At 66.7% G+C, this 24,350-nt stretch carries 25 protein-coding genes and 1 pseudogene; 12 read left to right on the top strand and 14 right to left on the bottom strand.

What is annotated here, in order from left to right; translation table 11 throughout:
• Nucleotides 1-869, bottom strand: an 869-nt coding sequence (locus GOAMI_RS20555; protein WP_006438534.1) for an SDR family oxidoreductase, incomplete at its 3' end; no start/stop codon positions are given.
• Entirely contained in the window at nucleotides 866-1,369 is a 504-nt protein-coding gene (locus tag GOAMI_RS20550; RefSeq protein WP_006438533.1) for a MarR family winged helix-turn-helix transcriptional regulator, read from the bottom strand. The genes GOAMI_RS20555 and GOAMI_RS20550, both read right to left, overlap by 4 nt.
• 95 nt (nucleotides 1,370-1,464) lie before the next feature.
• On the opposite strand from GOAMI_RS20550, the pseudogene GOAMI_RS20545 reads away from it, so the two are divergent.
• Nucleotides 1,465-2,927, top strand: a pseudogene (locus tag GOAMI_RS20545) (MFS transporter).
• A 63-nt stretch (nucleotides 2,928-2,990) separates the two neighbouring features.
• On the opposite strand, the gene GOAMI_RS20540 reads toward GOAMI_RS20545, so the two are convergent.
• Both GOAMI_RS20540 and GOAMI_RS20535 read right to left on the bottom strand, forming a co-directional pair.
• The gene (locus GOAMI_RS20540) at nucleotides 2,991-3,734 is read right to left on the bottom strand and encodes a GntR family transcriptional regulator (protein ID WP_006438530.1); all 744 of its coding nucleotides are present in this window, start codon (nucleotides 3,732-3,734) and stop codon (nucleotides 2,991-2,993) included.
• A gap of 46 nt (nucleotides 3,735-3,780) precedes the next feature.
• On the bottom strand, nucleotides 3,781-4,932 hold the full coding sequence (locus GOAMI_RS20535) for an acyl-CoA dehydrogenase family protein (RefSeq protein ID WP_006438529.1): 1,152 nt from the start codon (nucleotides 4,930-4,932) through the stop codon (nucleotides 3,781-3,783).
• A gap of 201 nt (nucleotides 4,933-5,133) precedes the next feature.
• Here GOAMI_RS20535 and GOAMI_RS20530 point away from each other — a divergent pair, with 201 nt between their 5' ends.
• From GOAMI_RS20530 to GOAMI_RS20520, 3 genes are read left to right on the top strand one after another with little or no spacing between them, the layout of a single operon-like run.
• Entirely contained in the window at nucleotides 5,134-5,949 is an 816-nt protein-coding gene (locus GOAMI_RS20530; protein ID WP_081598280.1) for an HpcH/HpaI aldolase/citrate lyase family protein, read from the top strand.
• The gene (locus GOAMI_RS20525; protein ID WP_006438527.1) at nucleotides 5,942-6,961 is read left to right on the top strand and encodes a MaoC family dehydratase; all 1,020 of its coding nucleotides are present in this window, start codon (nucleotides 5,942-5,944) and stop codon (nucleotides 6,959-6,961) included. Before GOAMI_RS20530 ends, GOAMI_RS20525 begins: the two co-directional genes overlap by 8 nt.
• 31 nt (nucleotides 6,962-6,992) lie before the next feature.
• Nucleotides 6,993-8,132 (top strand): CoA transferase, encoded by a 1,140-nt coding sequence (locus GOAMI_RS20520; RefSeq protein WP_006438526.1) that lies wholly within the window; start codon nucleotides 6,993-6,995, stop codon nucleotides 8,130-8,132.
• Nucleotides 8,133-8,229: 97 nt separating this feature from the next.
• Here GOAMI_RS20520 and GOAMI_RS20515 read toward each other — a convergent pair whose 3' ends face one another.
• From GOAMI_RS20515 to GOAMI_RS20495, 6 genes are all read right to left on the bottom strand, one after another.
• Nucleotides 8,230-9,159, bottom strand: a complete 930-nt coding sequence (locus tag GOAMI_RS20515; protein WP_040005058.1) for a phytanoyl-CoA dioxygenase family protein — start codon at nucleotides 9,157-9,159, stop codon at nucleotides 8,230-8,232.
• A 247-nt stretch (nucleotides 9,160-9,406) separates the two neighbouring features.
• The gene (locus GOAMI_RS20510) at nucleotides 9,407-10,009 is read right to left on the bottom strand and encodes a PaaI family thioesterase (protein WP_006438524.1); all 603 of its coding nucleotides are present in this window, start codon (nucleotides 10,007-10,009) and stop codon (nucleotides 9,407-9,409) included.
• A gap of 11 nt (nucleotides 10,010-10,020) precedes the next feature.
• The gene (locus GOAMI_RS23845; protein WP_006438523.1) at nucleotides 10,021-10,197 is read right to left on the bottom strand and encodes a hypothetical protein; all 177 of its coding nucleotides are present in this window, start codon (nucleotides 10,195-10,197) and stop codon (nucleotides 10,021-10,023) included.
• Nucleotides 10,198-10,210: 13 nt separating this feature from the next.
• Nucleotides 10,211-11,623, bottom strand: coding sequence for a hydroxysqualene dehydroxylase (locus GOAMI_RS20505; RefSeq protein WP_328512018.1), 1,413 nt, complete (start codon nucleotides 11,621-11,623; stop codon nucleotides 10,211-10,213).
• Nucleotides 11,624-11,680: 57 nt separating this feature from the next.
• A complete protein-coding gene (locus GOAMI_RS20500) occupies nucleotides 11,681-12,544 on the bottom strand; it encodes an SDR family oxidoreductase (RefSeq protein WP_006438521.1) in 864 nt (287 codons plus the stop codon).
• An 87-nt stretch (nucleotides 12,545-12,631) separates the two neighbouring features.
• Complete coding sequence (locus GOAMI_RS20495; RefSeq protein ID WP_006438520.1) at nucleotides 12,632-12,880, bottom strand: hypothetical protein; 249 nt, start codon at nucleotides 12,878-12,880, stop codon at nucleotides 12,632-12,634.
• 250 nt (nucleotides 12,881-13,130) lie between these two features.
• Here GOAMI_RS20495 and GOAMI_RS20490 point away from each other — a divergent pair, with 250 nt between their 5' ends.
• From GOAMI_RS20490 to GOAMI_RS20470, 5 genes are all read left to right on the top strand, one after another.
• Nucleotides 13,131-13,778, top strand: a complete 648-nt coding sequence (locus GOAMI_RS20490) for a PAS and ANTAR domain-containing protein (RefSeq protein WP_040005057.1) — start codon at nucleotides 13,131-13,133, stop codon at nucleotides 13,776-13,778.
• Nucleotides 13,779-13,938: 160 nt separating this feature from the next.
• A complete protein-coding gene (locus tag GOAMI_RS20485; RefSeq protein ID WP_006438518.1) occupies nucleotides 13,939-15,105 on the top strand; it encodes a glycosyltransferase family protein in 1,167 nt (388 codons plus the stop codon).
• Nucleotides 15,098-16,207 carry a glycosyltransferase family 4 protein gene (locus GOAMI_RS20480; RefSeq protein ID WP_006438517.1) on the top strand — a complete coding sequence of 370 codons (1,110 nt, stop codon included), beginning with the start codon at nucleotides 15,098-15,100 and terminating at the stop codon, nucleotides 16,205-16,207. Before GOAMI_RS20485 ends, GOAMI_RS20480 begins: the two co-directional genes overlap by 8 nt.
• Nucleotides 16,204-17,181, top strand: a complete 978-nt coding sequence (locus GOAMI_RS20475; protein ID WP_006438516.1) for a hypothetical protein — start codon at nucleotides 16,204-16,206, stop codon at nucleotides 17,179-17,181. Before GOAMI_RS20480 ends, GOAMI_RS20475 begins: the two co-directional genes overlap by 4 nt.
• Nucleotides 17,178-18,056: a glycosyltransferase family 2 protein gene (locus GOAMI_RS20470; protein WP_006438515.1), complete on the top strand. Its 879-nt coding sequence runs from the start codon at nucleotides 17,178-17,180 to the stop codon at nucleotides 18,054-18,056. The genes GOAMI_RS20475 and GOAMI_RS20470 overlap by 4 nt, the downstream gene beginning before the upstream one ends.
• 7 nt (nucleotides 18,057-18,063) lie before the next feature.
• Here GOAMI_RS20470 and GOAMI_RS20465 read toward each other — a convergent pair whose 3' ends face one another.
• Nucleotides 18,064-18,489, bottom strand: a complete 426-nt coding sequence (locus GOAMI_RS20465) for an ATP-binding protein (protein ID WP_006438514.1) — start codon at nucleotides 18,487-18,489, stop codon at nucleotides 18,064-18,066.
• A 316-nt stretch (nucleotides 18,490-18,805) separates the two neighbouring features.
• On the opposite strand from GOAMI_RS20465, the gene GOAMI_RS20460 reads away from it, so the two are divergent.
• Entirely contained in the window at nucleotides 18,806-19,240 is a 435-nt protein-coding gene (locus GOAMI_RS20460) for a hypothetical protein (RefSeq protein WP_006438513.1), read from the top strand.
• 3 nt (nucleotides 19,241-19,243) lie between these two features.
• Complete coding sequence (locus GOAMI_RS20455; RefSeq protein WP_006438512.1) at nucleotides 19,244-20,422, top strand: zinc-dependent alcohol dehydrogenase; 1,179 nt, start codon at nucleotides 19,244-19,246, stop codon at nucleotides 20,420-20,422.
• A gap of 100 nt (nucleotides 20,423-20,522) precedes the next feature.
• Here the strand turns inward: GOAMI_RS20455 and GOAMI_RS20450 are convergent, their stop codons facing one another.
• Complete coding sequence (locus GOAMI_RS20450) at nucleotides 20,523-21,332, bottom strand: SigB/SigF/SigG family RNA polymerase sigma factor (protein ID WP_006438511.1); 810 nt, start codon at nucleotides 21,330-21,332, stop codon at nucleotides 20,523-20,525.
• A gap of 416 nt (nucleotides 21,333-21,748) precedes the next feature.
• Here GOAMI_RS20450 and GOAMI_RS20445 point away from each other — a divergent pair, with 416 nt between their 5' ends.
• Nucleotides 21,749-22,192, top strand: coding sequence for an STAS domain-containing protein (locus tag GOAMI_RS20445; RefSeq protein WP_006438510.1), 444 nt, complete (start codon nucleotides 21,749-21,751; stop codon nucleotides 22,190-22,192).
• A 24-nt stretch (nucleotides 22,193-22,216) separates the two neighbouring features.
• On the opposite strand, the gene GOAMI_RS20440 is transcribed toward GOAMI_RS20445, so the two are convergent.
• Nucleotides 22,217-22,900, bottom strand: a complete 684-nt coding sequence (locus GOAMI_RS20440; protein ID WP_006438509.1) for a GAF and ANTAR domain-containing protein — start codon at nucleotides 22,898-22,900, stop codon at nucleotides 22,217-22,219.
• A gap of 213 nt (nucleotides 22,901-23,113) precedes the next feature.
• On the bottom strand, nucleotides 23,114-24,286 hold the full coding sequence (locus GOAMI_RS20435; protein WP_006438508.1) for an acyl-CoA dehydrogenase family protein: 1,173 nt from the start codon (nucleotides 24,284-24,286) through the stop codon (nucleotides 23,114-23,116).
• Nucleotides 24,287-24,350 lie beyond the last annotated feature (64 nt).

Here is a 24,350-nt window from a genome sequence, read left to right as displayed (position 1 = left end):
TACTGCGCGACCTGCCCGTCCTTGGGTGCGCGATACATCTTCCACAGCAGCTTGGGCATCCCGCGCACCGGCAGCGGCTTCGGCCAGTCCCGCGTGCGCATCAGAGCCTCGGTCCCGCCGTCGACGGTGATGACGGCGCCGGCCATGAAGTCGGCGGCCGGCGACAACATGATCATCACCCACGCGGCGAGCTGCTCCGGGGTTCCGTACTCGCGAACCGGAACCGGGAACGACTTCACGCTCTTGGCCTGTGGGCTGTCGAGCTGGGATCGCAGCAGGGGCGTCATCACCGGGCCGGGCGCGATCACGTTGACCCGGATGCCCTCCCCGGCCCACTCCGGCTTGGTGCCCTGCCAGCGTGACCACTGGGTGACCGCGATCTTCGATGCTGCATACGCGACCGGCGCGGTGACGCCGCGGCGTCGCAGGATCTGCCGGGTCGCCCCGGCGGTGTCGCCGTTGATGAGCCGCCGGATCGCACCGCGCGGCACCAACGGTGTCACGGTCGTCGAATTGGAGCCGAAGACAACCACTTTCGCCTTGTCCGCAGCAGCCAGAGCCGGGCGCCAGGCAGTCAGCAGATCAGTGACGCCGAGGACGTTGACCTCGGTGATCATTCGCTCGCGCCCCTTGGTCGGCCCCATCCCGGCGGCGAGGACCGCACCGTCGAGCGTGCCCTCGGCCTTGGCGAGGACCTCCTCGGCGGCCTTCTGCCGACCGTGCGCGGTCGACAGGTCGGCGACGACGTCGGCATCGCGCAGATCGACGCCGATCACCGTGTGCCCTTCCGCGCGTAGGGATTCGGCCACAGCCGCGCCCATCCCCGACGCCGACCCGGTCACCACGTATGTGCCGCCTCCAGTGGTCATACCATCCCTCTCTTGAATCTCTGATCGCTCTTGCTGTCACGCCGGCCGGCGCCGTGCCGGTCCTGCGTCCGTTCATAGGCGTCGTTGAACGCCCGCAACTCGTGGAGCAACGCCTCCGGGCTGCCCGGAGCGAGATCGGCGAAGACCTGCTCGAGTCGCTCGGCACGTAGCAATCCGTCCCGCCGGAAGGCCTCGCGTCCCGCATCGGTGGGACGGATCAGCTTGGAGAGCGAGTCCTCGACCTCGAAACGCTCGAGGTAGCCGTGTTTGATCGCGGCATTGACCTGCCGGTTGACGGTCGACTGCTCGAGTTCGAGTTCTTCGGTCAGTTGGCGAAGCGTGCGGGGCCGACCGTCGGACAGAACCCACAGGATGGCGAAGGCGGATTTCTCCAGCCCGACCGACGGCGGGAGCAGCCCCTTGCGCCGGGACATACGCAGCAACTCGGCCACCAGGTCTCGGTGTACCGGCGATTGCCACGGTTCGTGGTCCTCGGACATTGCTCCTCCATCACATCGACCAGGACGAATCTACTGTCCGGTTTGCCTATGTACGTTACATATGTATGCTGCATACCTCGAAGGAGGTCTCGCAGATGAGCCAAACACAAGGCCAGTTACCCCAGGAGGGAACCGAACAGGCACCCGCCGGCGCCGTCGGCAGCGTCGTGGCGCTCTGCTTCGGCGGACTCGTCGCGTCACTGATGCAGACCTTGATCATCCCGATCCAGCCGGATCTTCCGCGTCTGCTGGGAACCTCGATCGGCAACGCGTCGTGGATCATCACCGCCACCCTGCTCGCCGCGGCGGTCGCCATGCCCATCGCCGGTCGCCTCGGCGACATGTTCGGCAAGCAGCGCGTCCTGCTCGCCAGCGCCGTCCTGCTGACCCTCGGATCGCTGCTGTGCGCGGTGGGCGATTCACTCGTTCCGCTGATCATCGGTCGTGGCGTGCAGGGCCTCGCGATGGGTTTCATTCCGGTCGGCATGAGCTTGATCCGCGAGATCACCCCGCCTCACATCACGTCGATGGCCGTCGCCGCGATGAGTGCGACGCTCGGCGTCGGCGGTGCGATCGGTCTGCCCCTGTCGCGTGGATCGTCGAGACGTGGGACTGGCATGCCCTGTTCTACGTCGCGACGGGCCTCGGTGTGCTCATCATCGCCGCGGTCCTGCTCCTCGTCCCGCGGGTCAACACCTCCGCCGGCGGCCGCCTCGACATCCCCGGTGCCGTCGGTTTGGCCATCGGCCTCTCGGCCTTCCTGATCGCGGTGTCGAAGGCCAATGACTGGGGCTGGACCTCGGGCAAGACCCTCGGCCTGGGCCTCGGCGGCATCGCCGTTCTCGTCGTCTGGGGATTCTTCGAGCTCCGCCAGAAGGAGCCCCTGGTCGATCTCCGGACGACGGCCCGGCCGGCCGTGCTGCTGACGAACATCGCCGCGGCTGCCATCGGTTTCGGCATGATGGCGCAGTCGATCATACTGCCGATGCTGCTGCGGCTGCCCGAGGCGACCGGTTACGGCCTGGGCCAGTCGATCCTGGCTGCGGGTCTGTGGATGGCGCCCGGCGGTCTGATGATGATGTTCTTCGCACCGCTGTCGGGCCTGCTGATCAACAAGATCGGCGCGAAGTACACCCTTGCCATCGGCGCCAGCATCCTCGGCTGCGGCTACCTCTTCGCCTTCTTCCTCATGGACGCGGCGTGGAAGCTGATGCTGGCCTCGATCATCTGCGCCATCGGGGTGGGCGTCGGATACGCGGCGATGCCGACCCTGATCATGGGGTCGGTGCCGGCCACCGAAGCCGGCGCCGCGGTCGGACTGAACGGCCTGATGCGATCGCTGGGCACCACCGTCGCCTCCGCCGTCATGGCCCTCATCCTGGCCAGCGCGACCATCTCGCTGGGCGGCACCGAGGTCCCCGACGAGTCGACGTTCACCTGGTGCTTCCTGATCGCGGCCGCCGCCGCCTTCGTCGGCGTGGCGATCACCATGCTCATCCCCTCAAAGGGAAGAACATCGGGCATCGTCGAGGAGCAACCGGTACGCGTCCGTCACTGACCCTCCCCGAGCTGCCAAGCGGCCCGGTGGTCCTCGTGATCACCGGGCCGCTTCGCGTCTGCTTCACATGCCGCTGCGCCGCAACGTCACGCGGTAGGTGTAGTGCTCGGGCAGGAAGTGGCTGATCGCGAGTTCGACCGCCCGGCCACGCGAGTCGGTGTACAGCCGGTCGACGCGCAACACGGCGTGACCCACCGGACACCCGAGCCGCCCTGCGGTCTCGGCATCGGCGGTGGTGGCCGTGATCGATTGCGCGCATTCCTCGATCGGATACTGCAGGTGCGGTTCGAGCAGACCGATCATCGTGTGCTCGCTCGTCGCACCTGCCTTCACCTCGGGCGCATCGATCACGAGCCGAGCCACCGACTCCGGCCATGACACGGTCGTGACCACGAACGGCACCCCGTCGTGGAATCGCTGGAACACGATCCGGTAGACGACGTCGGTGTCGAGCCGCAGGCGTCCGGCAGCCTCGAGATCGACTCGGCGCGAGGGTGATTCGAGGACCTGCATCTCGGTGTCGGTCGAGAGGTTCATCAGGTCGTCGATCGAACCCAGTTGCCGCAGATACTGACCGGCGTTCTCGGTCGCGAAGGTCCCACGGCCGGGTACGCGATACACCGAGCCCTCGGTGACCAACTCGAGAAAGGCACGGCGTACCGTCTGCCTGCTCAGGCCGTACTCCTGTGACAGCTCGGACTCGGTGGGGAGCCGTACACCCCCCTTGTAGCGGCCCTGGGCGATGTGCGATCGCAGTTCGGCGGCCAGCACCTTGTACGCCGGCTCGGACTGCCCGACCTCGCTCATCCCACTCCCCTGTTCGAGTACGGCGGCTTCTGACGAGTCGACGCCGTCAGATACCGCCCCGTGCCACGAGTTGCGCGGCGATCACGTTGCGCTGGATCTCGTTGGTGCCCTCACCGACGATCATCAGCGGTGCGTCGCGGAAGTACCGTTCGACGTCGAACTCGGTGGAGTAACCGTAGCCGCCGTGGATGCGAACGGCATTGAGGGCGACCTCCATCGCGACCTCGGAGGCGTAGAGCTTGGCCATGCCGGCTTCCATGTCGCACCGCTCGCCCCGGTCGTACTGCTCGGCGGCGTGCCAGGTGAGCTGCCGGGCCGCGGTCAGCTTGGTGGCCATGTCCGCCAGGTAGTTGCCGATCGACTGGTGCTTCCAGATGGGCTGCCCGAAGGACTCGCGCTGCTGCGCATAGGCCAGCGAGTCCTCGAGTGCTGCGGTCGCGACACCCAGTGCGCGACAGGCAACCTGGATGCGGCCGGTTTCCAGCCCCTTCATCATCTGGCCGAAGCCCTTGCCGGGTACGGCGCCGAGGATCGCCGACTTCGGTGCGCGGTACCCGTCGAAGGAGAGCTCACAGCTCTCGACGCCCTTGTAACCGAGCTTGGGCAGGTCGCGCGAGACGGTCAGTCCGGGACCGTGTTCGACGAGGACGATGGAGATGCCCTTGTGCCGCGGCCGCGCAGCCGGATCGGTCTTGCACAGCAGGGCGATGAGCCCGGACCGTCGCGCGTTGCTGATCCAGGTCTTCGCGCCGCTGATCACCAGTTCGTCGCCGTCCTCCTTGGCCACGGTCGACATCGCCTGCAGATCGGAACCGCCGCCCGGCTCGGTCAGCGCCATGGTCGCCCGCATCTCCCCGGTGGCCATTCGCGGCAGGTAGTTCTGCTTCTGCTCCTCGGTGCCGAACAGCGTGAGCAGCTTCGCGACGACGGTGTGGCCGCCCATCGCACCCGCGAGGCTCATCCAGCCCCGGGCGAGTTCCTGGGTGACCTGCGCGTAGCACGGCATCGAGACGGGCGAGCCGCCGTACGCCTCGGGCACGGCCAGGCCGTAGATCCCGATCTGCTTCATCTGCTCGATCCACTTCTCGGGGTATTCGTTGGCGTGCTCGACCTCCTGCACGGTCGGCTTGACCTCGCGGTCGATGAACGACCGGACGGTCTCGACGAGGAAGGATTCTTCGGCTGACAGCGTGCTCATGAAGGGGTTCACCTGTGTTCTTCGCGGAGGGGCTGATTTGTACGGCCATTTTGTCGATAGGCCGTACCTATGTCAACCTTCCCATCGGACATCGAGGTCTGATAGAACCGTGAAGGCACGACTTTGGCCGCACATTTGAACCCGACAACCGGGTTGACACGATCACTGGGAGCAATGGTGCAGAGAAGACGAGGCGTTTTGGTGGCGCCGGCCTCCGACGACCGCAAGGCACGCAAGGCGCTGGCCTCCATCGCCGACGAGGTGGTCCTCGACCTCGAGGACGCGGTCACCCCGGCCAACAAGGACTCGGCGCGCGTCGCCGCCGCCGAACTCGTCGCCGAGTTCGGGGCCGAGCGCGCTGTCTCCCTGCGCATCAACGCCATCGACACCCCGTGGGCATCGGACGATCTGGCCGCCTGCGCCCAGATGCCGAACCTGACGTCGGTGGTGCTCCCGAAGGCCGACACCCCCGGCGATCTCCAGGAGGCCGACAAGCAGCTCGGCGATTCCGCCGTTCGTCTCCAGGCACTGCTCGAGACCCCACGTGGGATTCGCGACGCCGGAACGATCTGCGCGGCCACCGACCGTCTCGACGCCGTTCTGATCGGTTATGCCGATCTCGGCGCATCGCTCGGCCGGGCGTCGGGCCTGCCCATGCGGACCTGGCACGTCGTGCAGGACTCGGTCCTGCTCGCCGCACGCGCCGCCGGGGTCGACGTGATCGACGGCCCCCATCTCACCATCGCCGACGCCGACACCTTCCGTGACGCCAAGCGATGGGTCCGCGACCTCGGCTTCGACGGCACCTGGGTGATCCACCCGACCCAATTGGCAAGTGCGATCGAGATATTCACCCCGGACGCGGACGCCATCGAGGACGCGCGACGCGTACTCGAGGCACTGGAGAAAGCGGCCGCCGCGGGCGCCGGTGCCGCCGAGCTCGACGGCCGGATGCTCGACGAGGCTCTCGCCGTCTCGGCGCGCCGAGTCCTCGCGAAGGGAGCGGTCGATGAGTGAGGCGATCGCGGTCGGCGGGCCGTACTTCGACGAGCTGACGCACGGGCAGGTGTTCGACGACGCACCGTCGCTGACGCTGACCTCCGGACTCGCCGCCTCGCATCAGGCGATCCTCGGTGACCGACTCCGACTCTCGCTGGACGCACATCTGGCGGGCCGCGTGCTGGGCAAGGGCACGCTCGCTCATCCCGGCCTGGTGACCGACGTCGCGATCGGACAGTCGACGCTGGCCACCCACCACGTGAAGGCCAACCTCTTCTACCGTGGGCTGCGTTTTCTCAGCTATCCGAAGATCGGCGACACCCTCACCACCGTGACCGAGGTGGTCGGGCTGCGGGAGAACAAGTCCAAGCCCGGTCGCGCCCCGACCGGCCTGGCCGCCCTGCACATGGTCACCACCGACCAGAACGGCGCCACGGTTCTCGACTTCTACCGCTGCGCGATGCTGCCGCTGTCCCCGGCCCCCGACCCGGGACGCACCGTGCACGCCGACGACCTGAGCACCATCGGCCCCGGCGCGGATGCCGAACCGGCACTGCCCGACTGGGACCTGGCCACCTACCGGTCATCGGTCCGCGGACAACATTTCTCCCCCGAGCTCGCCGGACGCGTCTACCGCTCGAGCGCCGACGTGGTCTCCAGCGCACCGGAACTCGCTCGTCTGTCGCTGAACATCGCCGCCACCCACCACGACGAGCGAGTGGCCGGCAAGGCGGCCGGCGGACGGCTCGTCTACGGCGGGCACACCATCGGACTCGCTCTGTCGCAAGCCAACCGGGCCCTGCCGAACCTCGTCACCGTGGTGGCGTGGGACTCGTGCGACCACACCGGGCCCGTCCGCGAGGGCGACACACTCAGCTCGGAGATCCACGTCGAGGACGCCACCCCGCTCGACGGCGGGGGTGGAATCCTGCGGCTCCGGTCGAAGGTCGTCGCCCACGGCGACCGTGACCACCAGGCAGGGGAGGACCGCGACGTCCTCGACTGGCGCTACCACGTCCTGATGGCCTGACCCGAACACCTTTCCTCGGAGGATCTTTCGCATGAGCACCACACCCCGCCCGCTCGAGGGCCTGCGCATCGTGGAGGTGTCGAGCTTCGTCGCGTCACCGCTATGCGGTCTGACGCTGTCCCAGCTCGGCGCCGAGGTGATCCGCGTCGACCCCCTCGGCGGCGCCGCCGACACCAACCGGTGGCCGGTCACCGCCGACGGCAACTCCATCTACTGGACCGGCCTCAACCGCGGCAAGAAGTCGGTGACCGCGAACTTCCGGGAACCCGAGGGCCAGAAGCTGATCCAGGATCTCGTCACCGAGAGCGGGCCCGGTGGCGGCATCCTCGTCACCAACGCCGGCGGTCGTGCATGGATGAGCCACGAGACCCTGTCCGCGAAGCGCTCCGACGTCATCACCCTCGAACTGCTCGGACGCACTGACGGGACACCCGGTGTCGACTACACCGTCAATGCGGCACTGGGCTTCCCGGCGATCACCGGCCCAACCGACTACGCCGGCGTGGTCAACCACGCCCTGCCCGCATGGGACGTGGCCTGTGGCCTGTACGCAGCGCTCGCCATCACCGCGGCGGTACGACGCCGCGACCAGACCGGTGCCGGCGCTCAGATCACGCTGCCGCTGGAGGACACCGCCCTGGCGGTCGCGGGAACGCTCGGTTACCTCACCGAGCCGCAACTCGGCGGCGGTAGCCGGCCCGCGACCGGCAACGACGTCTACGGCACGTACGGAACGGATTTCGTCGCCTCCGACGGTGGCCGCTTCATGCTCGTCGCCCTCACCCCGCGCCACTTCCGGGACCTGGTCGCGATGACCGAGACCGGGGATGCGGTGGCAGCGGTCGAGAAGGCGCTCGGTGCGGACTTCACCGCGGAAGCAGACCGTTACACCCACCGCGGGATCCTCACCCCGCTGTTCGCCGCGTGGTTCGCCCGCCACTCCACCGCCGAGGTGGAGGCCGCCCTGGCGCAGAGCTCGGTGCTGTCGGAGCGTTACCGCACGTTCGACGAGGTGGTGGAATCCGGCGTTCTACAGAAGAATCCGCTGTTCACGGAACTGGAGCAGCCGGGTATCGGCAGATACCTCGCGGGCGGTCTCCCGGCCCGGTTCGACGGTGAGCACTACTTCACCGGCCCCGCCCCGGAGCTGGGATCTTCGACGGGTTTCTGACCCTTCGATACGGCCCTCCGCAAGCTCCGGGCCTACTCAGGGAGCGGAGAAATCCCGCCGGCTGAGGTGCGAGCGAACACCTCAGCCAGCGAGAGGGTCACCTGTGCGCGAGGTGATCCGGACGAGGTGCCGTACCGTCGAACGGTTCCTGCAGGGCATTCGACTTCGCGTTGAACACGACGAAGAGGTTGCTCCGCGGGTACGGGGTGATGTTGCCGGCCGAGGCGTGCAGGCAGTTGGAGTCGAAGTAGAGCGCCGAACCCGCGGGGCCGGTGATCGTGTCGATCCCGAGTTCGTCGGCGAGGGTCGCGACATCCTCCTCGTCCGGCGTGCCGAAGGGCGGGCGGTACGAGGTCAGCGATTCCCGGTGGTAGCCATCGGGTGTCGCGCCGACGCAGCTGACGAACCGACGGTGCGAGCCGGGGATGATCATCAGCGGCCCGTTGGTGGACAGGTTCGGGGTGAGTGCCAGCGACACGCTGAGTGCTCGCGGTGCGGGCATCCCGTCCTCGGCGTGCCAGGTCTCGAAGTCGGAGTGCCAGTAGAACGGTCCTCCGGCGAAGCCCGGCTTCAGGTTGATCCGGCTCTGGTGGATCGCGACCTCGTCGTCCAGGATCTGTTCGGCGACACCGCGGATCGAGTCGCGGTCACAGATCTCGGCGATGATGTCGCTGAGGCGGTGCACCGCGAACAGCGAACGCACGTCGCCATTCGAGGACTCACGGATGACCCGGTCGTCCTCTCCGAGTCGATCGGTGATGTCGGAGACCTCACGGAGACACGCGTCGATGTCGGCGGCCGACAGGACCTTGTTCTCGGTGTGGTACCCGCGGTCGGCATAGTGGCGCAGCTCGGGCGCCGACAGCGGCCCCGGGTTCCCCATGCTGCCCCACACGGTGTTGTGGGGTCGCGGTTCGATCTGGCTGCGGTGGGCGAGACGGGTCCGGTACACGTCGACGCCTCGGGTCGGGCTCTCGGTACGGGCATTGCGGATGTCGATGTTCTGGCTTGCTGTTTGAGTTACCACGATCGATTCGATCCTTTCCCTCATCCGGCAGGCCGCTCGGGACAGGGCATTCCGGCGGCAGGCAAGGTGATTGTGTTGTGCGCGAATCCGTCTCACGGGAACGGACCGCGAAAGATACGGCCGCAGGAGGCACGCGGTGATCTGCACGCACCTGATCAGGGCCGTATGTGTGCAGCCTGCCAGGGAAATGCGGTCCCCCGCAACCATGCTGGTATGCCGGTTGCGAAGGCCGCGCATCGTCGCGATCTCAGATGTGTTGCAGGACCACGGTCGCGATCGACGACGGTTTGCCCGACGAATTCGCCGATATGACGCGCACCACGGACAGGCTTCGGCCACGGTGCAGGGTTTCCGACGTGAAGGTCGTGGTGTCGGCGGCGTTGCACGGGCGGACGTAGGTGATGTCGATGCTGGTGGTGCGCAACTGCCCGTCCGCCTCGACCGACGACATCGCCGCGAGTTCGGAGGCGCAGATCAGGATTCCGCCGTGCACGCTGCCCATCCCGTTGGCCGAGAGGAAGGTCGGGGGCATGGTCAGCACGCCGGGCGCGGTGGGGACCAGGCCGAGCTGGTCGCGAACCGGGCTGGCCGGCGCGTCGAGGACGTCGGCGGTCGCATGCGCACCCGGTGAAGTCGGGGCGTCGATGAGGTGCGACCGCTGGACGATCGTCGCGATCGTGCGACCGGAGGGATCCGAGACCCTTCCGGTGGTCATCGCGCCTCGCTCGTCGCGGGCGACGAGTTCGCCGGTGACGTCCAGGACCGTCCCGTCGAGCGGCGGGTCGGCGACGAAGTCCATCCGGATCCCGAGGGACACCGGCCAGCGCCCCTCGGCGCTACCCGCGTCCACGACATATCCCGTCACGTCGTCACAGACGACGGCCAGCGCCCCCCCCGGGTGACGCCGGCGGCGGGATCGGCGAGCCACGGCCCGGTCTCGATTCGGGCCTCACCGCGTTCGGCGGACATCGAGAGTCCCCTGATCCGCAGCATGACCTCGGGTCCGCCGAGGTAGAAGTCAGACGAAGTCGTCGGCATGGAACGAACTTACTCAGCGTCGGGAATCGGCGTACTCCAGGATCACGTCGACGGCCCGCGCCGCGCTCTGGCAGGCGCCCTCCATCGTGGTGGTCCAGTCCGTCCTGGTCCAGTCGCCGGCGAGGGCCAGACCGTCGACCGTGGTGCGCTGGTCCGGCCGGATTCCCGCGGTTCCGGGACGCTGCGCGAACGTCGATTTCGGCATCCGAACCACATGACTGTGGATGACCTGCGCGTCCGCGGCCTGCGGGTAGTACCTGCGCAGCATGTCCATCTGGATGTCGGTGATCTCGGCGTTGGTCTTGCCGATCAGGTCATACGAGGCCGACACCGTCGTCGAGTAGAACCAGTTGTCCTTCGGTTCCCGTCCGTGCATGCGCTGCCGGTCCCAGACCTGTTCCAGCACTCCCTCACCGCCGTGGAGGATCTCACCCCAGTCGGTCATCCCGATCGACCGGTCGAGGTAGAGGTTGACGCTCACGATCGGGACGGGCGTGAGGTTGTCGACGGCCTCGTAGATCCGTTCGTGTCCCGGGACCTGATCGAGCAGCCCCTTGACGCTCCACACGGGTACCGCGCAGATGACCGCATCCGCCGCGACCTTCTCTCCGTCGGCGAGTGTCACCCCGGTGACGGTGCCGTCGGCGACGTCGATCGTCGAGACCACGGCGCGATGCCGGACGTCGACGCCCGCGTCGGCGAAGCGTTTCTCCGCGCCCGCTATGAACAGGGTGTCGAGGTCCACGGTCGGGAATCCGATGGAGACCGGGGTGCGGGTCGCGAGAGCGCGCCGCGCACCTGTGACGAGCAGATCGGCGGGCACCTTCGCCGACGAGATCTCGGTCTTGTCGCCGGTCAGGCCGATGACGATGCCATCCCACAGTGCGTCGCGTGCCGACTGTGGCATGCCGATGCGGCGGAACCACTCGTCGGCGGTCACCTCGTCGAGCCACTCGGGCTGGCGGAACGCATGCCGGATCAGCCGTGCCTGGGCGATCGCGGTCCGCACGCGGTCCACACCGGTCACCCCGGGGAGGTCGCCGATCGCGGCACGCAGTCCGGTCAACCCGCCGAACGCCGACTTGCGGGTGGCGCCGCCGGGCAACCGGAACGTCATGTGCCCCGGGAACTCGACGTGTTCGCGGGTTCCGACACTCTCGAGGTACCGCATGAGGTGCTCGTATCCACTGGCGAAGACGTGCTGCCCGTTGTCGGGGACGTCGTCCACCGCCGCCAGCGGCATCGAGATGGTGCGGCCACCGAGCGAACCGCGCCGCTCGAGGAGCGTGACCCGCTGCCCCGCCTCCGCGAGCCACACCGCCGACGCCAGACCGGCGAGTCCCCCACCCACGACAACGCAATGCATGCGCCACAGCGTATCGGTCAGCGGTGACCGATGTGAGATGGTTCGCCCCTTGCGTCTCAGTTCGTCATCCTGACGTTCCCGGCAGCAGGAGGACCGCTGCTGACAGGAGGACACCGGTCAGCCCGGCAACGTCTCACCACCGATCGGGGCGAGCACCTCACCGGTGTAGTAGGACGACAGCTGCTCGGCCGCGAAGAACACATACGACGGCGCGATCTCATCGGGCTGGGCGGCTCGGCCCATCGGCGCCTGCGTTCCGAAGTCCTTCACCGCCTCGGCCGGCATCGTCGCCGGGATCAGCGGGGTCCACACCGGTCCGGGCGCGACGCAGTTGACGCGGATCTTCCTCTCCAGCAACGACTGTGCGAGCGAATAGGTCAACGCCAGGACCGCGCCCTTGGTCGCCGAGTAGTCGATGAGACTGTCGTTGCCGCGCAATCCGTTGATCGACGAGGTGTTGATGATCGCGCCACCACCGGTGAGGTGGGGCACGGCGGCGCGGGTGGTGTGGAAGAAACTGTGGATGTTCACGTCGAACGTCCGGTACCACTGTTCGGGGTCCACTTCGAGGAAGTCGTCGACGACCTTCTGGTAGGCGACGTTGTTCACAAGGATGTCCAGACCACCGAGTTCGGCGACGGTACGTTCCACGACCTGGGCACAGTGATCCGGATCGCCCAGGTCGCCTCGGTACGCGCGGGCCTTGCGACCCTCCGCCTCGATGAGTCCGACGGTGTGGCGCGCGTCCTCGTCCTCTTCGAGGTACGCGATCGCGACGTCGGCCCCTTCCTTGGCGAAGGCGATCGCGGTGGCCCGGCCGATACCCGAGTCGCCGCCGGTGATCAGCGCCTTCTTGCCGGCCAGCAGGTCGCGGCCGCGGTACTCGCGCATCTCGTCGCGCGGACGGTCCGGCATGTCCCCGGTCTCGCCCGGATAGGGAATCGTTTTCGCTTCGTGTGGGGAGTTGCCCTGATCGGTCATGGTCGCCGGTTGCCCGCTGTGCCGCAATCGAAAACCTGAGACCGCACGAGCTCTCCGAGACGTGGCGATCCTGTGGCGCCCCGGGGATCAGGGATTCTCGTCGGGGACCTCCTGATCGAGCTTCTCGTCGAGCGTCTCTCCCTCACGCTGCTCGCGGGCCGTCGTCCCGATGCGGTCACTGGCCGACCAATCATCCGGTGGGTCCATCCCGTCCTCGAGCGGATCGCGGGCGAGATGGTCCTCGTCGAGGTCCTCGGCGCCCACCGTCGAGGTCAGATCGGGGTTGACTCCCTCCGTCGCCGCGGTGGCGTCGGTGCTCTCACTGTCGGTACTCATCACGACCTCCTCAATCTCGTCGGGCAACGATCTCGTCGGCGACACTTACGTTCGCCACGGCACCGTGCCTACCCGAGCACCGAACGACCAAAACAAGAGCGTTGACCTGCTAGTTCGTCCATGTCTCCGATCGGTCCGCGACACGGGTCGGGTCGATTCTTGCCGCTGATGAAACCCGGGTAAGCTCATATTTCGCCCGAGACCGCCGGCGCTGTCGTTTTTGCGTGCCTTCTTAGCTCTAGGGGTGACCGTGCCAAAGACCAACAACATTCCTGCCGATGATTCTCGGATTCGTCACGTCGGCAGCTTTCGGTTCCTCTTCGACACCGAGGAGTGGTGGTGGTCCGACGAGGTGGCCGAGATGCACGGCTACCAGCCGGGTGAGGTCACCCCGACCACCGAGCTGCTGGCCGGTCACAAGCATCCCGACGACCGCCACGCCTTCGACAAGATGGTCGCGACGATGCTGAGCCGACGCACGCCGTTCTCCAGCCGTCATCGCATCATCGACACCTCCGGCGCCGTCCACCACGTCGCGGTGGTCTCGCAGCAGATCATCGACGAGCACGGCGTACCCATCGGGGCCGAGGGCTTCTACCTCGATCTGACCGGGTACGACGAGCAAACCGTCAAGTTCCAGGTCGACGAGCACGTCGCCCGCTTCCGCGAGAACCAGGGCGTGATCGAACAGGCCAAGGGCATGATCTCGATGGCATATGGGGTCAGTCCCGAGCGCGCGTTCGAGGTGATGCGCTGGCGTTCGCAGACGGCCAACGTCAAGGTCAACGAGCTGGCCAAGAACATCGTCTCGGGCGTCCACAGGTACGTCGTGCTTCCCGACCCGGTGCGACAGTCCTTCGACCACCTCCTCCTGAACGCTCACCAGAACGAGAACTGAGACCTTCCCGACACGCATCGTCGTCGGGTTTCACAATCGTCGTACCGGGGTATCCGCAAGCCAACTGCCGACTCTCGGCAATTCTGCGGTGAAGAGCCGCAATTCTGCGGACCCGGTTGAGCCAACAGCCGTTCATGTCTCGAAGTGAACGGATGGAACAGTGGACGGACGTGTTATCGGGCAGCTCGGCGGTGCGGCGACCCTCGAGAAGGTGCACAGCTCACGGACGACGCGGTCGAGCACCGCGCACATCCGCGTCGCTTCCGTCCCGCAGTCGCATGTCTACGTCCGGCATCTCTCGCCGGTGAACGGGTCGGTCAGCCTCCTGGACACCGGTGCCGTGTCGGTGACCCGACTGCCCGATCCGGTGCCTGCTGACGGCGCCAAGGTGCCCGGCGGATGGTGGCCGCCGCTGATGCTCGACCCGCGGTGGATTGCCGAGCACCACAACGAGTTCGACGTGTTCCACATCCACTTCGGCTTCGACGCGGTCGAACCGTCGGTGATGGCCGACGTCCTCGGTGAACTCGACCGTCACGACAAGCCGCTCGTCTACACACTGCACGACCTCCGCAACCCACACCACCCGGAGCCCGGCGCCCACGAGGAGGTCCTCGACCTCCTCGTCCCGGCCGCGGACGAGGTCATCACGCTGACCCCGGGTGCGGCCCAACAGATCTCGCAGCGTTGGGGTCGGTCCGCGACCGTCCTCCCGCACCCCCACGTGGTGCCGCCCGCCCGCTTCGCCCCGCGCGAGGCACCGACCGACGAGTTCATCGTCGGCGTACACGCCAAGAGTGTGCGCGCCAACATGGACCCGCTCCCCGTCATCATGACCCTGCTGGACGCCGCCTCCGACTATCCGGACATGACGATTCAGATCAACCTCCACGACGAGGTCTTCGTCCCCGGGAACCACTGGTACAAACCGGACTTCGGCACCACCGCACTCGCGCTGTCGCGCCACCCGTATGCCCGCGTGCGGGTGCACGATTACTACACGGACGATCAGCTGTGGGACTACCTCGGCGCACTCTCGGTCTCGGTCCTGCCCTACCGGTTCGGTACCCACTCGGGCTGGCTGGAGGCCTGCCACGACCTGGGCACCGCGGTGATCGCGCCCAGCTGCGGCTTCTACCACGAACAGCAGGAGTGCTTCACCTACGACTTCACCGAGGACCATTTCGATCCGGAGTCGCTGGTTGCCGCACTGGCACAGGCATATTCCGCGCGTCCGGCACCGGCGATGTGGCGCGATCGCCGCGCGCAGCGGTTGTCGTTCGCCGAAGCCCACGCGGGCCTCTACACCCGGGTATTGGATGCGTGAACCGCTGCGGATCGCCATCGTCGCATCCAGCAGGTACCCGATAGCGCAACCGTTCGCCGGCGGCCTCGAAGCCCATGTCTGGCATCTGACGCGGGCGCTGACCCTTGCCGGTCACGAGGTCACGCTGTTCGCGGGAGCCGGCAGCGACCTACCGGTCGAGTCGGACCGATTACGTGGCGAGCTGTTCGAGCCGTCGGCGGCGGCCCGGTCGGATGTGTCGATGCCGCCGGTCGAGGTGCTGCACGATCACCACGCCTATCTGTCACTGATGCTCTCGTTCACCCGGAACCCGGATGATTTCGACGTCATCCACAACCACAGCCTGCACTACCTGCCGGTCGCGATGGGTCCCGCCGTCGACACCCCGATGGTCACCACGTTGCACACCCCGCCCACGCCGTGGCTCGAATCGGCACTGGCGCTTGCACCGGATACCAGGTGCGTCGCGGTGAGCCGGCACACCGCCCACGCGTGGTCGCATGTTCTCGGTTCGATACCGGTGGTACACAACGGTGTTCAGTTGGATCGTTGGCCGATCGGCACCGGCGGTGACGACCTGGCGTGGTTCGGCCGACTCGTGCCGGAGAAGGGCGCCCACCTCGCCATCGAGGCCGCCCGCATCACCGGTCGTCGGCTCCGGCTCGCCGGACCGATCAGCGACAAGACCTACTTCCGTGATCACGTCGCGCCGGCCCTCGGCGACCGGGTCAGCTACGAAGGTCATCTGCACCAGCACGAACTGGCCCGGCTGGTCGGGTCGTGCGGCGCTGCGCTCGTCACACCGGTGTGGGACGAGCCCTACGGACTCGTCGTCGCCGAATCCCTCGCCTGCGGAACACCAGTGGCGGGATTCGCTCGCGGCGGCATCCCGGAGATCGTCGGTGACACCGCCGGCATGCTGGTCCCGGGCGATGATGTCGTCGCGCTCGCCGAGGCCGCCGAGAAGGCATTCACGATCGACCGACGGGAGGTGCGCCGTCGCGCCGAGCAGCATTGTTCCGACATCGCGATGATCGATCGGTACACCGACATCTACGCCGAACTCGTGGCCGATCGAGAGCGCCGAGGCTCCGGCCGACTCGCCGGGGCGTTGTCGGCATGATCGGCTATTACGTCCACCATCAGGGTCGCGGGCACTGTTCGCGGGCCGCCGCCATCGCCGCGCACTTACCGACCGGCGTCGTCGCGCTCACCAGCGCCGAACTGACCGATCCCGCCTTCGACGAGGTCGTCGTCCTGGACCGTGACGACGCCGATCCCTCTCCCTCCGGCATCGACGCCGGCGGTCTGCTGCATTGGGCACCTCGGCACGACGCCGGGTTGCGCAACCGGATGGCCCGACTGGCGGATTGCGTCGCGACGCGGCGGCCGGCCGCGGTGGTCGTCGACGTGTCGGTGGAGGTCACTCTGTTCCTCCGGCTGCTCGGCGTACCGGTCGTGGTCATGGCGATGCCGGGCCTCCGCGACGATCTGCCCCACCAACTCGCCTACCGCGCCGCCGACGCCATCATCGCTCCCTGGCCCGGCGACCTGTACCAGCCGGACTGGCTCGTCGAGCACCTGTCCAAGACGGTCTTCACCGGCGGCATCTCCCGCTTCGACGGCCGGCCACAGGTCGCCCACCCGACCTTCGCCGCCGACATCCTCGTTCTCGGCGGGACCGGCGGCAACGCCGGGGCAGCGCATCCGGCGATCGGTCTGGCCGACGCATTCCCCGATCTCAAGGTGGTCGGCCTCGGCCCGGCCTTCCGAACCTGGGTCGACGACCCGTGGCCGTTCCTGTGCAGTGCCCGCCTCACCGTCATCGGAGCGGGTCAGGGAAGTGTGGCGGATGTCGCCGCGGCTGGACGTCCCGCCGTCGTCATGCCGGAGGACCGTCCGTTCGCCGAGCAGCGCGCCACCGCGAACACTCTCGCACGTTCAGAGCTCGCTCTGGTCGCCTCGACGTGGCCCGACATCGACCGTTGGCGATCGATCGTGGATTCGGTCGGTGATTCCGAACCGGCGTGGTCCCGGTGGCAGACCGCCGGCGCCGCCGAGCGGGCGGCCCGCGCCATCGAAGCGGTGGCGAGATGACGACCGGAAGTGAAGAGGAGACCGTCGCGGTGATCACCATCGTGTCGGGACGCCACCTGCATCTGCGCCGGCAACTCGAGGCGTTCGAGCACTCGACCGTGCGACCCGACGTCCACATCGTCGTCGCCATGGACGACGCCGACATCGATGGCATCGTCGCCGACTCGGCCGACGCGGGGCCTCCGACGCGGGTCGTCCACGTCATCGACGAAGCACCCGGCACGCTTCCGCTCGCCGACGCTCGCAACACCGGCGCGCGAGCCGCCATCGACGCCGGGGCAACACTGCTGGTGTTTCTGGACGTCGACTGCATCCCCGGGCCGGACCTGGTGCAGCGTTATCTCCGGTCATGCGCTGCGACACCAGAACTGCGTCTCCTCTATTGCGGGCCCGTGACCTACCTGCCACCTGAGCACGAGGTCTTCGATCCACGCGAGCTCCACCATTTCCTCGACCCGCATTCCGCACGTCCGGCACCAGGCCCGTGCCAGACTCAACTCTCCTCGGAGATGACGCTGTTCTGGTCCTTGTCCTTCGCCGTCTGCTCCACCGACTGGCTCGAGATCGGCGGGTTCCACACCGGCTACCGGGGTTACGGAGGTGAGGACACCGATTTCGCGATGTGCGCCGCACGCAACGGCTTTCGCATTGCCTGGGTCGGCGGCGCCCACGCGTATCACCAGCACCACCCGGTATCGGACCCGCCCGTCGAGCACCTCGAGGACATCCTCCGCAATGCACGACTGTTCCACCGGCGGTGGGACCGGTGGCCGATGGAGGGATGGCTGAACGCCTTCGCGCGACAGGACCTCATCTGCTACGACGAGGCCGTCGCCGATTGGCGCCGGACAACGGTCGAACGATCGAACGGCTGACCGCCGGTTACTTGCGGAACTTCGAGAACCCGATGGTCACGCCTCGAGTCGCCTCGGCGGGCGACGATTCCGCGTACCGGACCGAGTAGGTATCGGTAACGGTCTGGACGACCCGCCATCCGAACGTCGACTCGTCCAGCTCGACGCCATCCACGAGCTGGCCCCTGACCTCACCGACCACGCCGTTGGAGGCCAGGTGCAGGGTGATCTCCATCGAGGAACTCTCGGCCGCTGCGGAGATTATCTGTGAGCAGATCTCGTCCACCGCGACCTTCGCGTCGATCACGTCGTCGAGCGACCAGTCGTCGATGTACAGAGCCGTCTCGACCAGGGCGCGCACCAGCGCAAGACGGTCGGTGGACGCCGGGACCCGCAGCACCGTTGGCAGACTGCCGTCGATCGATAGCTGGGAAGTGGCGTCGGAGTCGGTCATCAAGTGAGTCTTCTTCGCACGTCGATTTGAGTGGATCTTCATCGGTCTGCTCATGAATGCCCCGCGATGGTCTCGTTCAAACCGCGAATCTTCAGCCGCCACGCTGAACGTGCTCCCCTAAGCACGTGACCAAAACGTTAGCAGAGGCGTCAACTGAACCGACGGCATCGGCCGGGCGGGAGAACGCGACGTCCACCCGCCCTCATCTGGGACAACGACCGACGGCTCCCACGGCGACGTTTCAGCGCGAGGCGCCTGCGGTACCCGACGGACACAGTCACATCGGAGTTCACCACCACCTCGCGAAGGGACAGCTATGCCAGATCTCACACCTGAACGGGAGGTCGCCTCGCGCGAAGCCATCGCCCGACGACCGGCCCGGAAGTCGCGCGGACTCAACGCCCTCGGTCTTCTCGGATTCTTCTGTCTCGGACTGATGCTGGTGCTCGGCGGTATGGCGATCGCGGCCGGCGCCGGCGACCGGGACGCGACCGTCTGGCTCGCCATCGGCGCCGTCATCGCCGGTCTCCTCGCGGTCGGCCTTCTCATGGTCAGCCGAGTTCTCCTGCGGCGGAGGGCGGGTCGCGATGGCGAACGGGCCCACCAGGATCCGATCCAGCCGGAGACCACGGCCGAGGAGGCGGAGCGCTACGAGGAGCGGTACCACGGTTTTCCCGTCGACCACGAAGGCAAGCACGAACGGGCGCGGGTAGAACGCCGCGACGACCACAACGACCATCGAAAGGCCTGAAGCATGCGCGCAGTGACCTGGCAGGGCAAACGAAACGTATCGGTGGAGACCGTGCCCGATCCGAAGATCATCGAACCCACGGACGCCATCATCAAGGTCACCTCGACCAACATCTGCGGTTCCGATCTGCACCTCTACGAGGTGCTCGGTCCATTCATGAACGCGGGGGACATCCTCGGCCACGAGCCGATGGGGATCGTCGAGGAGGTCGGTTCCGACACCGGGGATCTACGGGTCGGGGACCGCGTCGTCATTCCGTTCCAGATCTCCTGCGGCTCATGCCAGTTCTGTAATGACGGATTCATGACGCAGTGTTCGACCACCCGCGTCACCGACCAGGGCACGGGGGCGGCGCTCTTCGGCTACTCGCAGCTCTATGGCTCGGTGCCGGGCGGGCAGGCGGAGTATCTCCGTGTGCCGCAGGCACAGTTCACCCACATCAAGGTGCCGATGGAGAACCCGGATTCCCGCTATGTGTACCTGTCGGACGTTCTCCCGACGGCATGGCAGGCCGTCGAGTACGCCGAAATCCACAGCGGCGGAACGGTGACCGTTCTCGGACTGGGACCCATCGGTGACATGGCCGCACGTATCGCCGCCCACAAGGGCGCGCGGGTGATCGGCGTAGACCGCGTGCCCGAGCGCATCGCGCGTGCACAGGCGCGCGGCATCGAGACGGTCAACATGGACGAGGTCGACGATGTCGGCGAGGCGATTCGCGACCTCACCGGTGGGCTGGGCACGGACTCGGTCATCGACGCCGTCGGCATGGAAGCCCACGGTTCACCACTGAACAAGGCCATGCAGACCGTCGTCGGTCTGCTCCCCGACCCGATCGCGCGTAAGGCGATGTCGGAGGCGGGTCTCGACCGACTGGGCGCGCTCTACTCGGCCATCGACATCGTCAAGCGCGGCGGGACGATCTCCTTATCCGGCGTGTACGGCGGTGCTGCCGATCCGTTGCCGATGCTGACGATGTTCGACAAGCAGATCCGGCTCCACATGGGGCAGGCCAACGTGAAGCGGTGGGCCGACGACATCCTTCCGCTGCTAACGGATGAGGATCCGCTCGGTGTGGACACCTTCGCGACGCATGAGCTCCCGCTCGACGAGGCACCCGACGCCTACGCCAAGTTCCAGCGCAAGGCGGACGGGATGGTCAAGGTCATCCTGAAGCCCTGACCGAGACCGAGAGCCCGCGCCGATGCCTCCGGCGCGGGCCCTCAGTACCCGAACGTGTGACCGCAGTTGGTATGACCGCAGTTGGTATTGACCGCAGTGGTTACGCGTGCTTGAGCAGGGGCGCCTCGTACTCTTCCTCGTCGGCAACCTCTTCACGCAGCGTGTCGAGAATCCGGGTGAGAAGCCTCGACACGTGCATCTGCGAGATCCCGACATGCCGGGCGATCTCGCTCTGGGACATCGAACGGAAGAACCGCAGGGTGAGGATCGTCCGTTCGCGTTCGGTGAGCCGCTTGACCGCCGGCTGGAGGGTCACGAACTCCTCGATCATGTCGAGTCGCTCGTCCTCGTCGCCCAGAGTGTCGGCGAGCGTCCAGCCGTCGGTGGACGAACCCGCCTCGGCATCAATGGAACTCGCCGTGTACGCCGACCGCGCGACCATCCCTTCGATGACCTCGCTGACCGGTAGTCCGAGGTGCTCGGCGATCTCACTCGGTCGTGGCGACCTACCGAGGGACTGCAACAGCTCCTCGCTGGCCTTCGCGATGTTGAGTGAGGCCTCCTGCGCACGGCGTGGCACTCTGATCGACCACGTGCTGTCACGGAAATACCTCTTGACCTCGCCCATCACCGTCGGGACGGCGAAAGCGAGGAAATTGTTGCCACGCTCGACATCGAATCTGTCGACTGCGTGCATGAGACCGATCCGCGCCACCTGGCGGAGATCGTCGACCGGTTCGCCACGATCGGAGAACCGTCGTGCGACGTGATCGGCGAGCGGTAGACACCGCTCGATCACTTCGTCGCGTTTCTTCGCACGTAAATCGTCGTCGCGTTCACTGCGGATCTCACGCAGTATCGGGAGGACGTCGCTGTAATCATCGTGCTCGGCGCGTTCTTGTGCCGCCATTTGTCACCACCCAGACGTTCTGATCTTGCGACCGATGGGCTGACTGCTGCCCCATCTAGCATGGATTGCAATGCGCGCACGCGACTCGACGCGCATCGCTACTAGACAATCATGTTCTTCGTCGCACGTCCACCTCCGGCGTCTCACCATGCGAGATTCCGAAGCGGGTGAACGTAACCTTCTCGACCTTGTTCGGCACTCGAAACACCCGTAGGGTGAGGAGTGCGGTTCAGGTAGGAGCTGCGCAGTAAGAGCGAGAGGGCACCCAGGGCTCCTCGGCTCAAGCGACATCACGGCTTATCTCCGTTGAGGACGATCGTGAACTTGGGGTCTCGCGCCATCACCGGCGCCGGACACTGGCCGGGCTCGATCGTCGATCGATCGCTCGGCACGCCTCCTACTGAGACGAGCAATCCATGCCACTCACCACCTCGACAGTCTTCCGTTCGGCGTTCGACACCGGCAGCGGGCCGTCGACATCATTCTCCAGGCGCTTCGATTCCGCGAGATCCTATTGCGTACAGCGCTTTTCCGGCAGTGTCGACCGTGAGACGGCCGCCGACTTCGCGGCCGCCCTCGACCGCGTCGCGCGTGATCGAGTTCACGGCGTCGTCCTGGATTTCTCCGCGGTGAACTTCTTCGGCGCGATCGGACTCGTACTGCTTCAGACCTTCGTCGACGACGCCACCGAGCGATCGATTCCTGTTGTCCTGGTGGGCGAACGAACCGTCAGCCGTCCACTGGAGATCTGCGGGATGACATCCTACGTACGGATCTTCGACACCGTCGACGACGCCGGACGCGAGCTCACCGAAGGTGAGATCGGTCCCAGTACAACGAAACTCGCCGCCTTCGAGTAGAAGTCCGCCGGCTCTCCCGGCAGGTCACCTCTTCACGGTGATCTGCCGCGCTATCTCGACGAGCTTGGTGTTCGATTCCTGGGACAGCCTCTTCAACAGCTCGAAAGCTGCCACGGCATCGATGCTGAAACGCTCCATCAGGATGCCCTTCGCCTGGCCGATCACATCGCGGTTGGCGAGGGCGCTGTGGAACTGATGGTCCTTCTTGATGGTGTTCCAGGCCAACGCGGCGTGGGTGGCGTAGACAACGCCGATGTCCTCGGCGTGTAGGTCGAAGACCTGTGGCTCGTCCGCGAAGAGGTTGAGCGCACCGATCTTGTTCTGGTTGGCGAAGAGCTGGAAGGACAGCACGGAACGGATCGGCACCTCGTCCATCGCGCGACTCCGATACTCCGGCCACCGCTCGTCCTTCTCGAGGTCGTCGACGCGGACAACCCGGTCGTGGAGGGCAGCCGAAAGGCACGGTCCCTCACCGACCTCCGCCTGGATGCGATCATGCAATTCTGCGATCTCGTGCGTCGAACCGAAGGACTCGATGGATCGTCGATCCGTCGCGACCGTGAGTCCGGCGTATTGGGCACCGGGGATCTCCGACACCGCACCCTCGACGATGGTCTTGGCCACCAGTTCATCGTCGGCCTCGTCCCCGTGCAGTTCTCGAGCCATCTCCGCGATGCGAAGATGGACGTCGTCGTTCGCGTTGGTCACGATCGGACTCCTTCCCGGCGGGCGGGGCGTAGCGGGACCGTCCGGCCGCCGCGGCTGTGTGGACCCGAGTACCCAACTTACCGTGTGCAAACCCCCTGAACGGGGTTTCAGTGCACTGGACGATCTCCACGCGTCCAGCTCGCAAATCCACCCCTTTTCCGCAAAGTCACCCCCGAGTGGGTGGTGGGTTTGCGGAAAAGGGGTGGGTTTGCCTCAGCGGAACGCGGCTTCGCCGGTGAGGGCACGTCCGATGGTGAGCTGGTGGACCTCGGAGGTGCCCTCGTAGGTGAGGACGGACTCGAGGTTGTTGGCGTGCCGGATGACCGGGTACTCGAGCGTGATGCCGTTGGCGCCCAGGATGGTTCGGCACTCGCGGGCGATCTTGATGGCCTCTCGGGTGTTGTTGAGCTTGCCGGTGCTCACCTGTTCGGGGGTGATCTCACCGCGGTCCTTCAGACGGCCGAGGTGGTAGGCCAGCAGATGCCCCTTGCCGACCTCGAGTGCCATGTCGGCGATCTTGGCCTGGGTGAGCTGGTACCCGGCGAGCGGCTTGTCGAAGACCTCGCGGGACCGGGCGTAGTCGATGGCGGTCTCGAGGCAGTCGCGGGCGGCGCCGATCGCGCCGAAGATGATGCCGAACCGGGCCTCACCCAGGCTGGTCAGCGGGCCGCGCAGGCCCTGCGCCTTCGGCAGCACAGCGGATTCCGGCAGACGGACGTTGTCGAGGACGAGTTCGGAGGTCACGGACGCGCGCAGCGACATCTTCTTGTGGATCTCCGGCGCGGAGAACCCGGGGGTGTCGGTGGGGACCACGAAGCCGCGGATGCCCTCATCGGTCTGGGCCCACACGACCGCGACGTCGGCGATCGAGCCGTTGGTGATCCACATCTTGGTGCCGTTGAGCAGCCAGTCACCGCCGTCGCGCTTGGCGTTGGTGCGCATGCCGGACGGGTTGGACCCGAAATCGGGTTCGGTCAGGCCGAAACATCCGATCGCGTCACCGGCGGCCATGCGCGGCAGCCACTCGTTCTTCTGCTCCTCCGAACCCCAGTGGTGGATCGAGAACATCGCGAGCGAGCCCTGCACCGACACCAGGCTGCGGATACCGGAGTCGACCGCCTCGAGTTCGAGGCAGGCAAGACCGTAGGCGGTGGCGCTCATGCCCGGGCAGCCGTAGCCCTCGAGGTGCATACCGAGCGCGCCGATCTGACCGAGTTCCTTGGCGATCTCGCGGGCCGGGAGTTTCGCGTCCTCGAACCAGTCGGCGATGTGCGGCCGCAGACGCGCGTCGGCGAAGTCGCGGACGGTGTCGCGGATCGCGATCTCGTCGGCGTCGAGCAACGAGTCCAGGGCGAAGAGCTGGGTCAGAGTGCTGGGGCGAGACATCGGAACCTCCGGGGAGTCGGGCGGCGTAGAACTGATCCTACAAGTCCGGCGAGAACGTTGCGAG

Source organism: Gordonia amicalis NBRC 100051 = JCM 11271 (assembly GCF_000332995.1).
Lineage (GTDB): Bacteria > Actinomycetota > Actinomycetes > Mycobacteriales > Mycobacteriaceae > Gordonia > Gordonia amicalis.
This window is presented reverse-complemented; position numbering and strand designations above follow the sequence as displayed.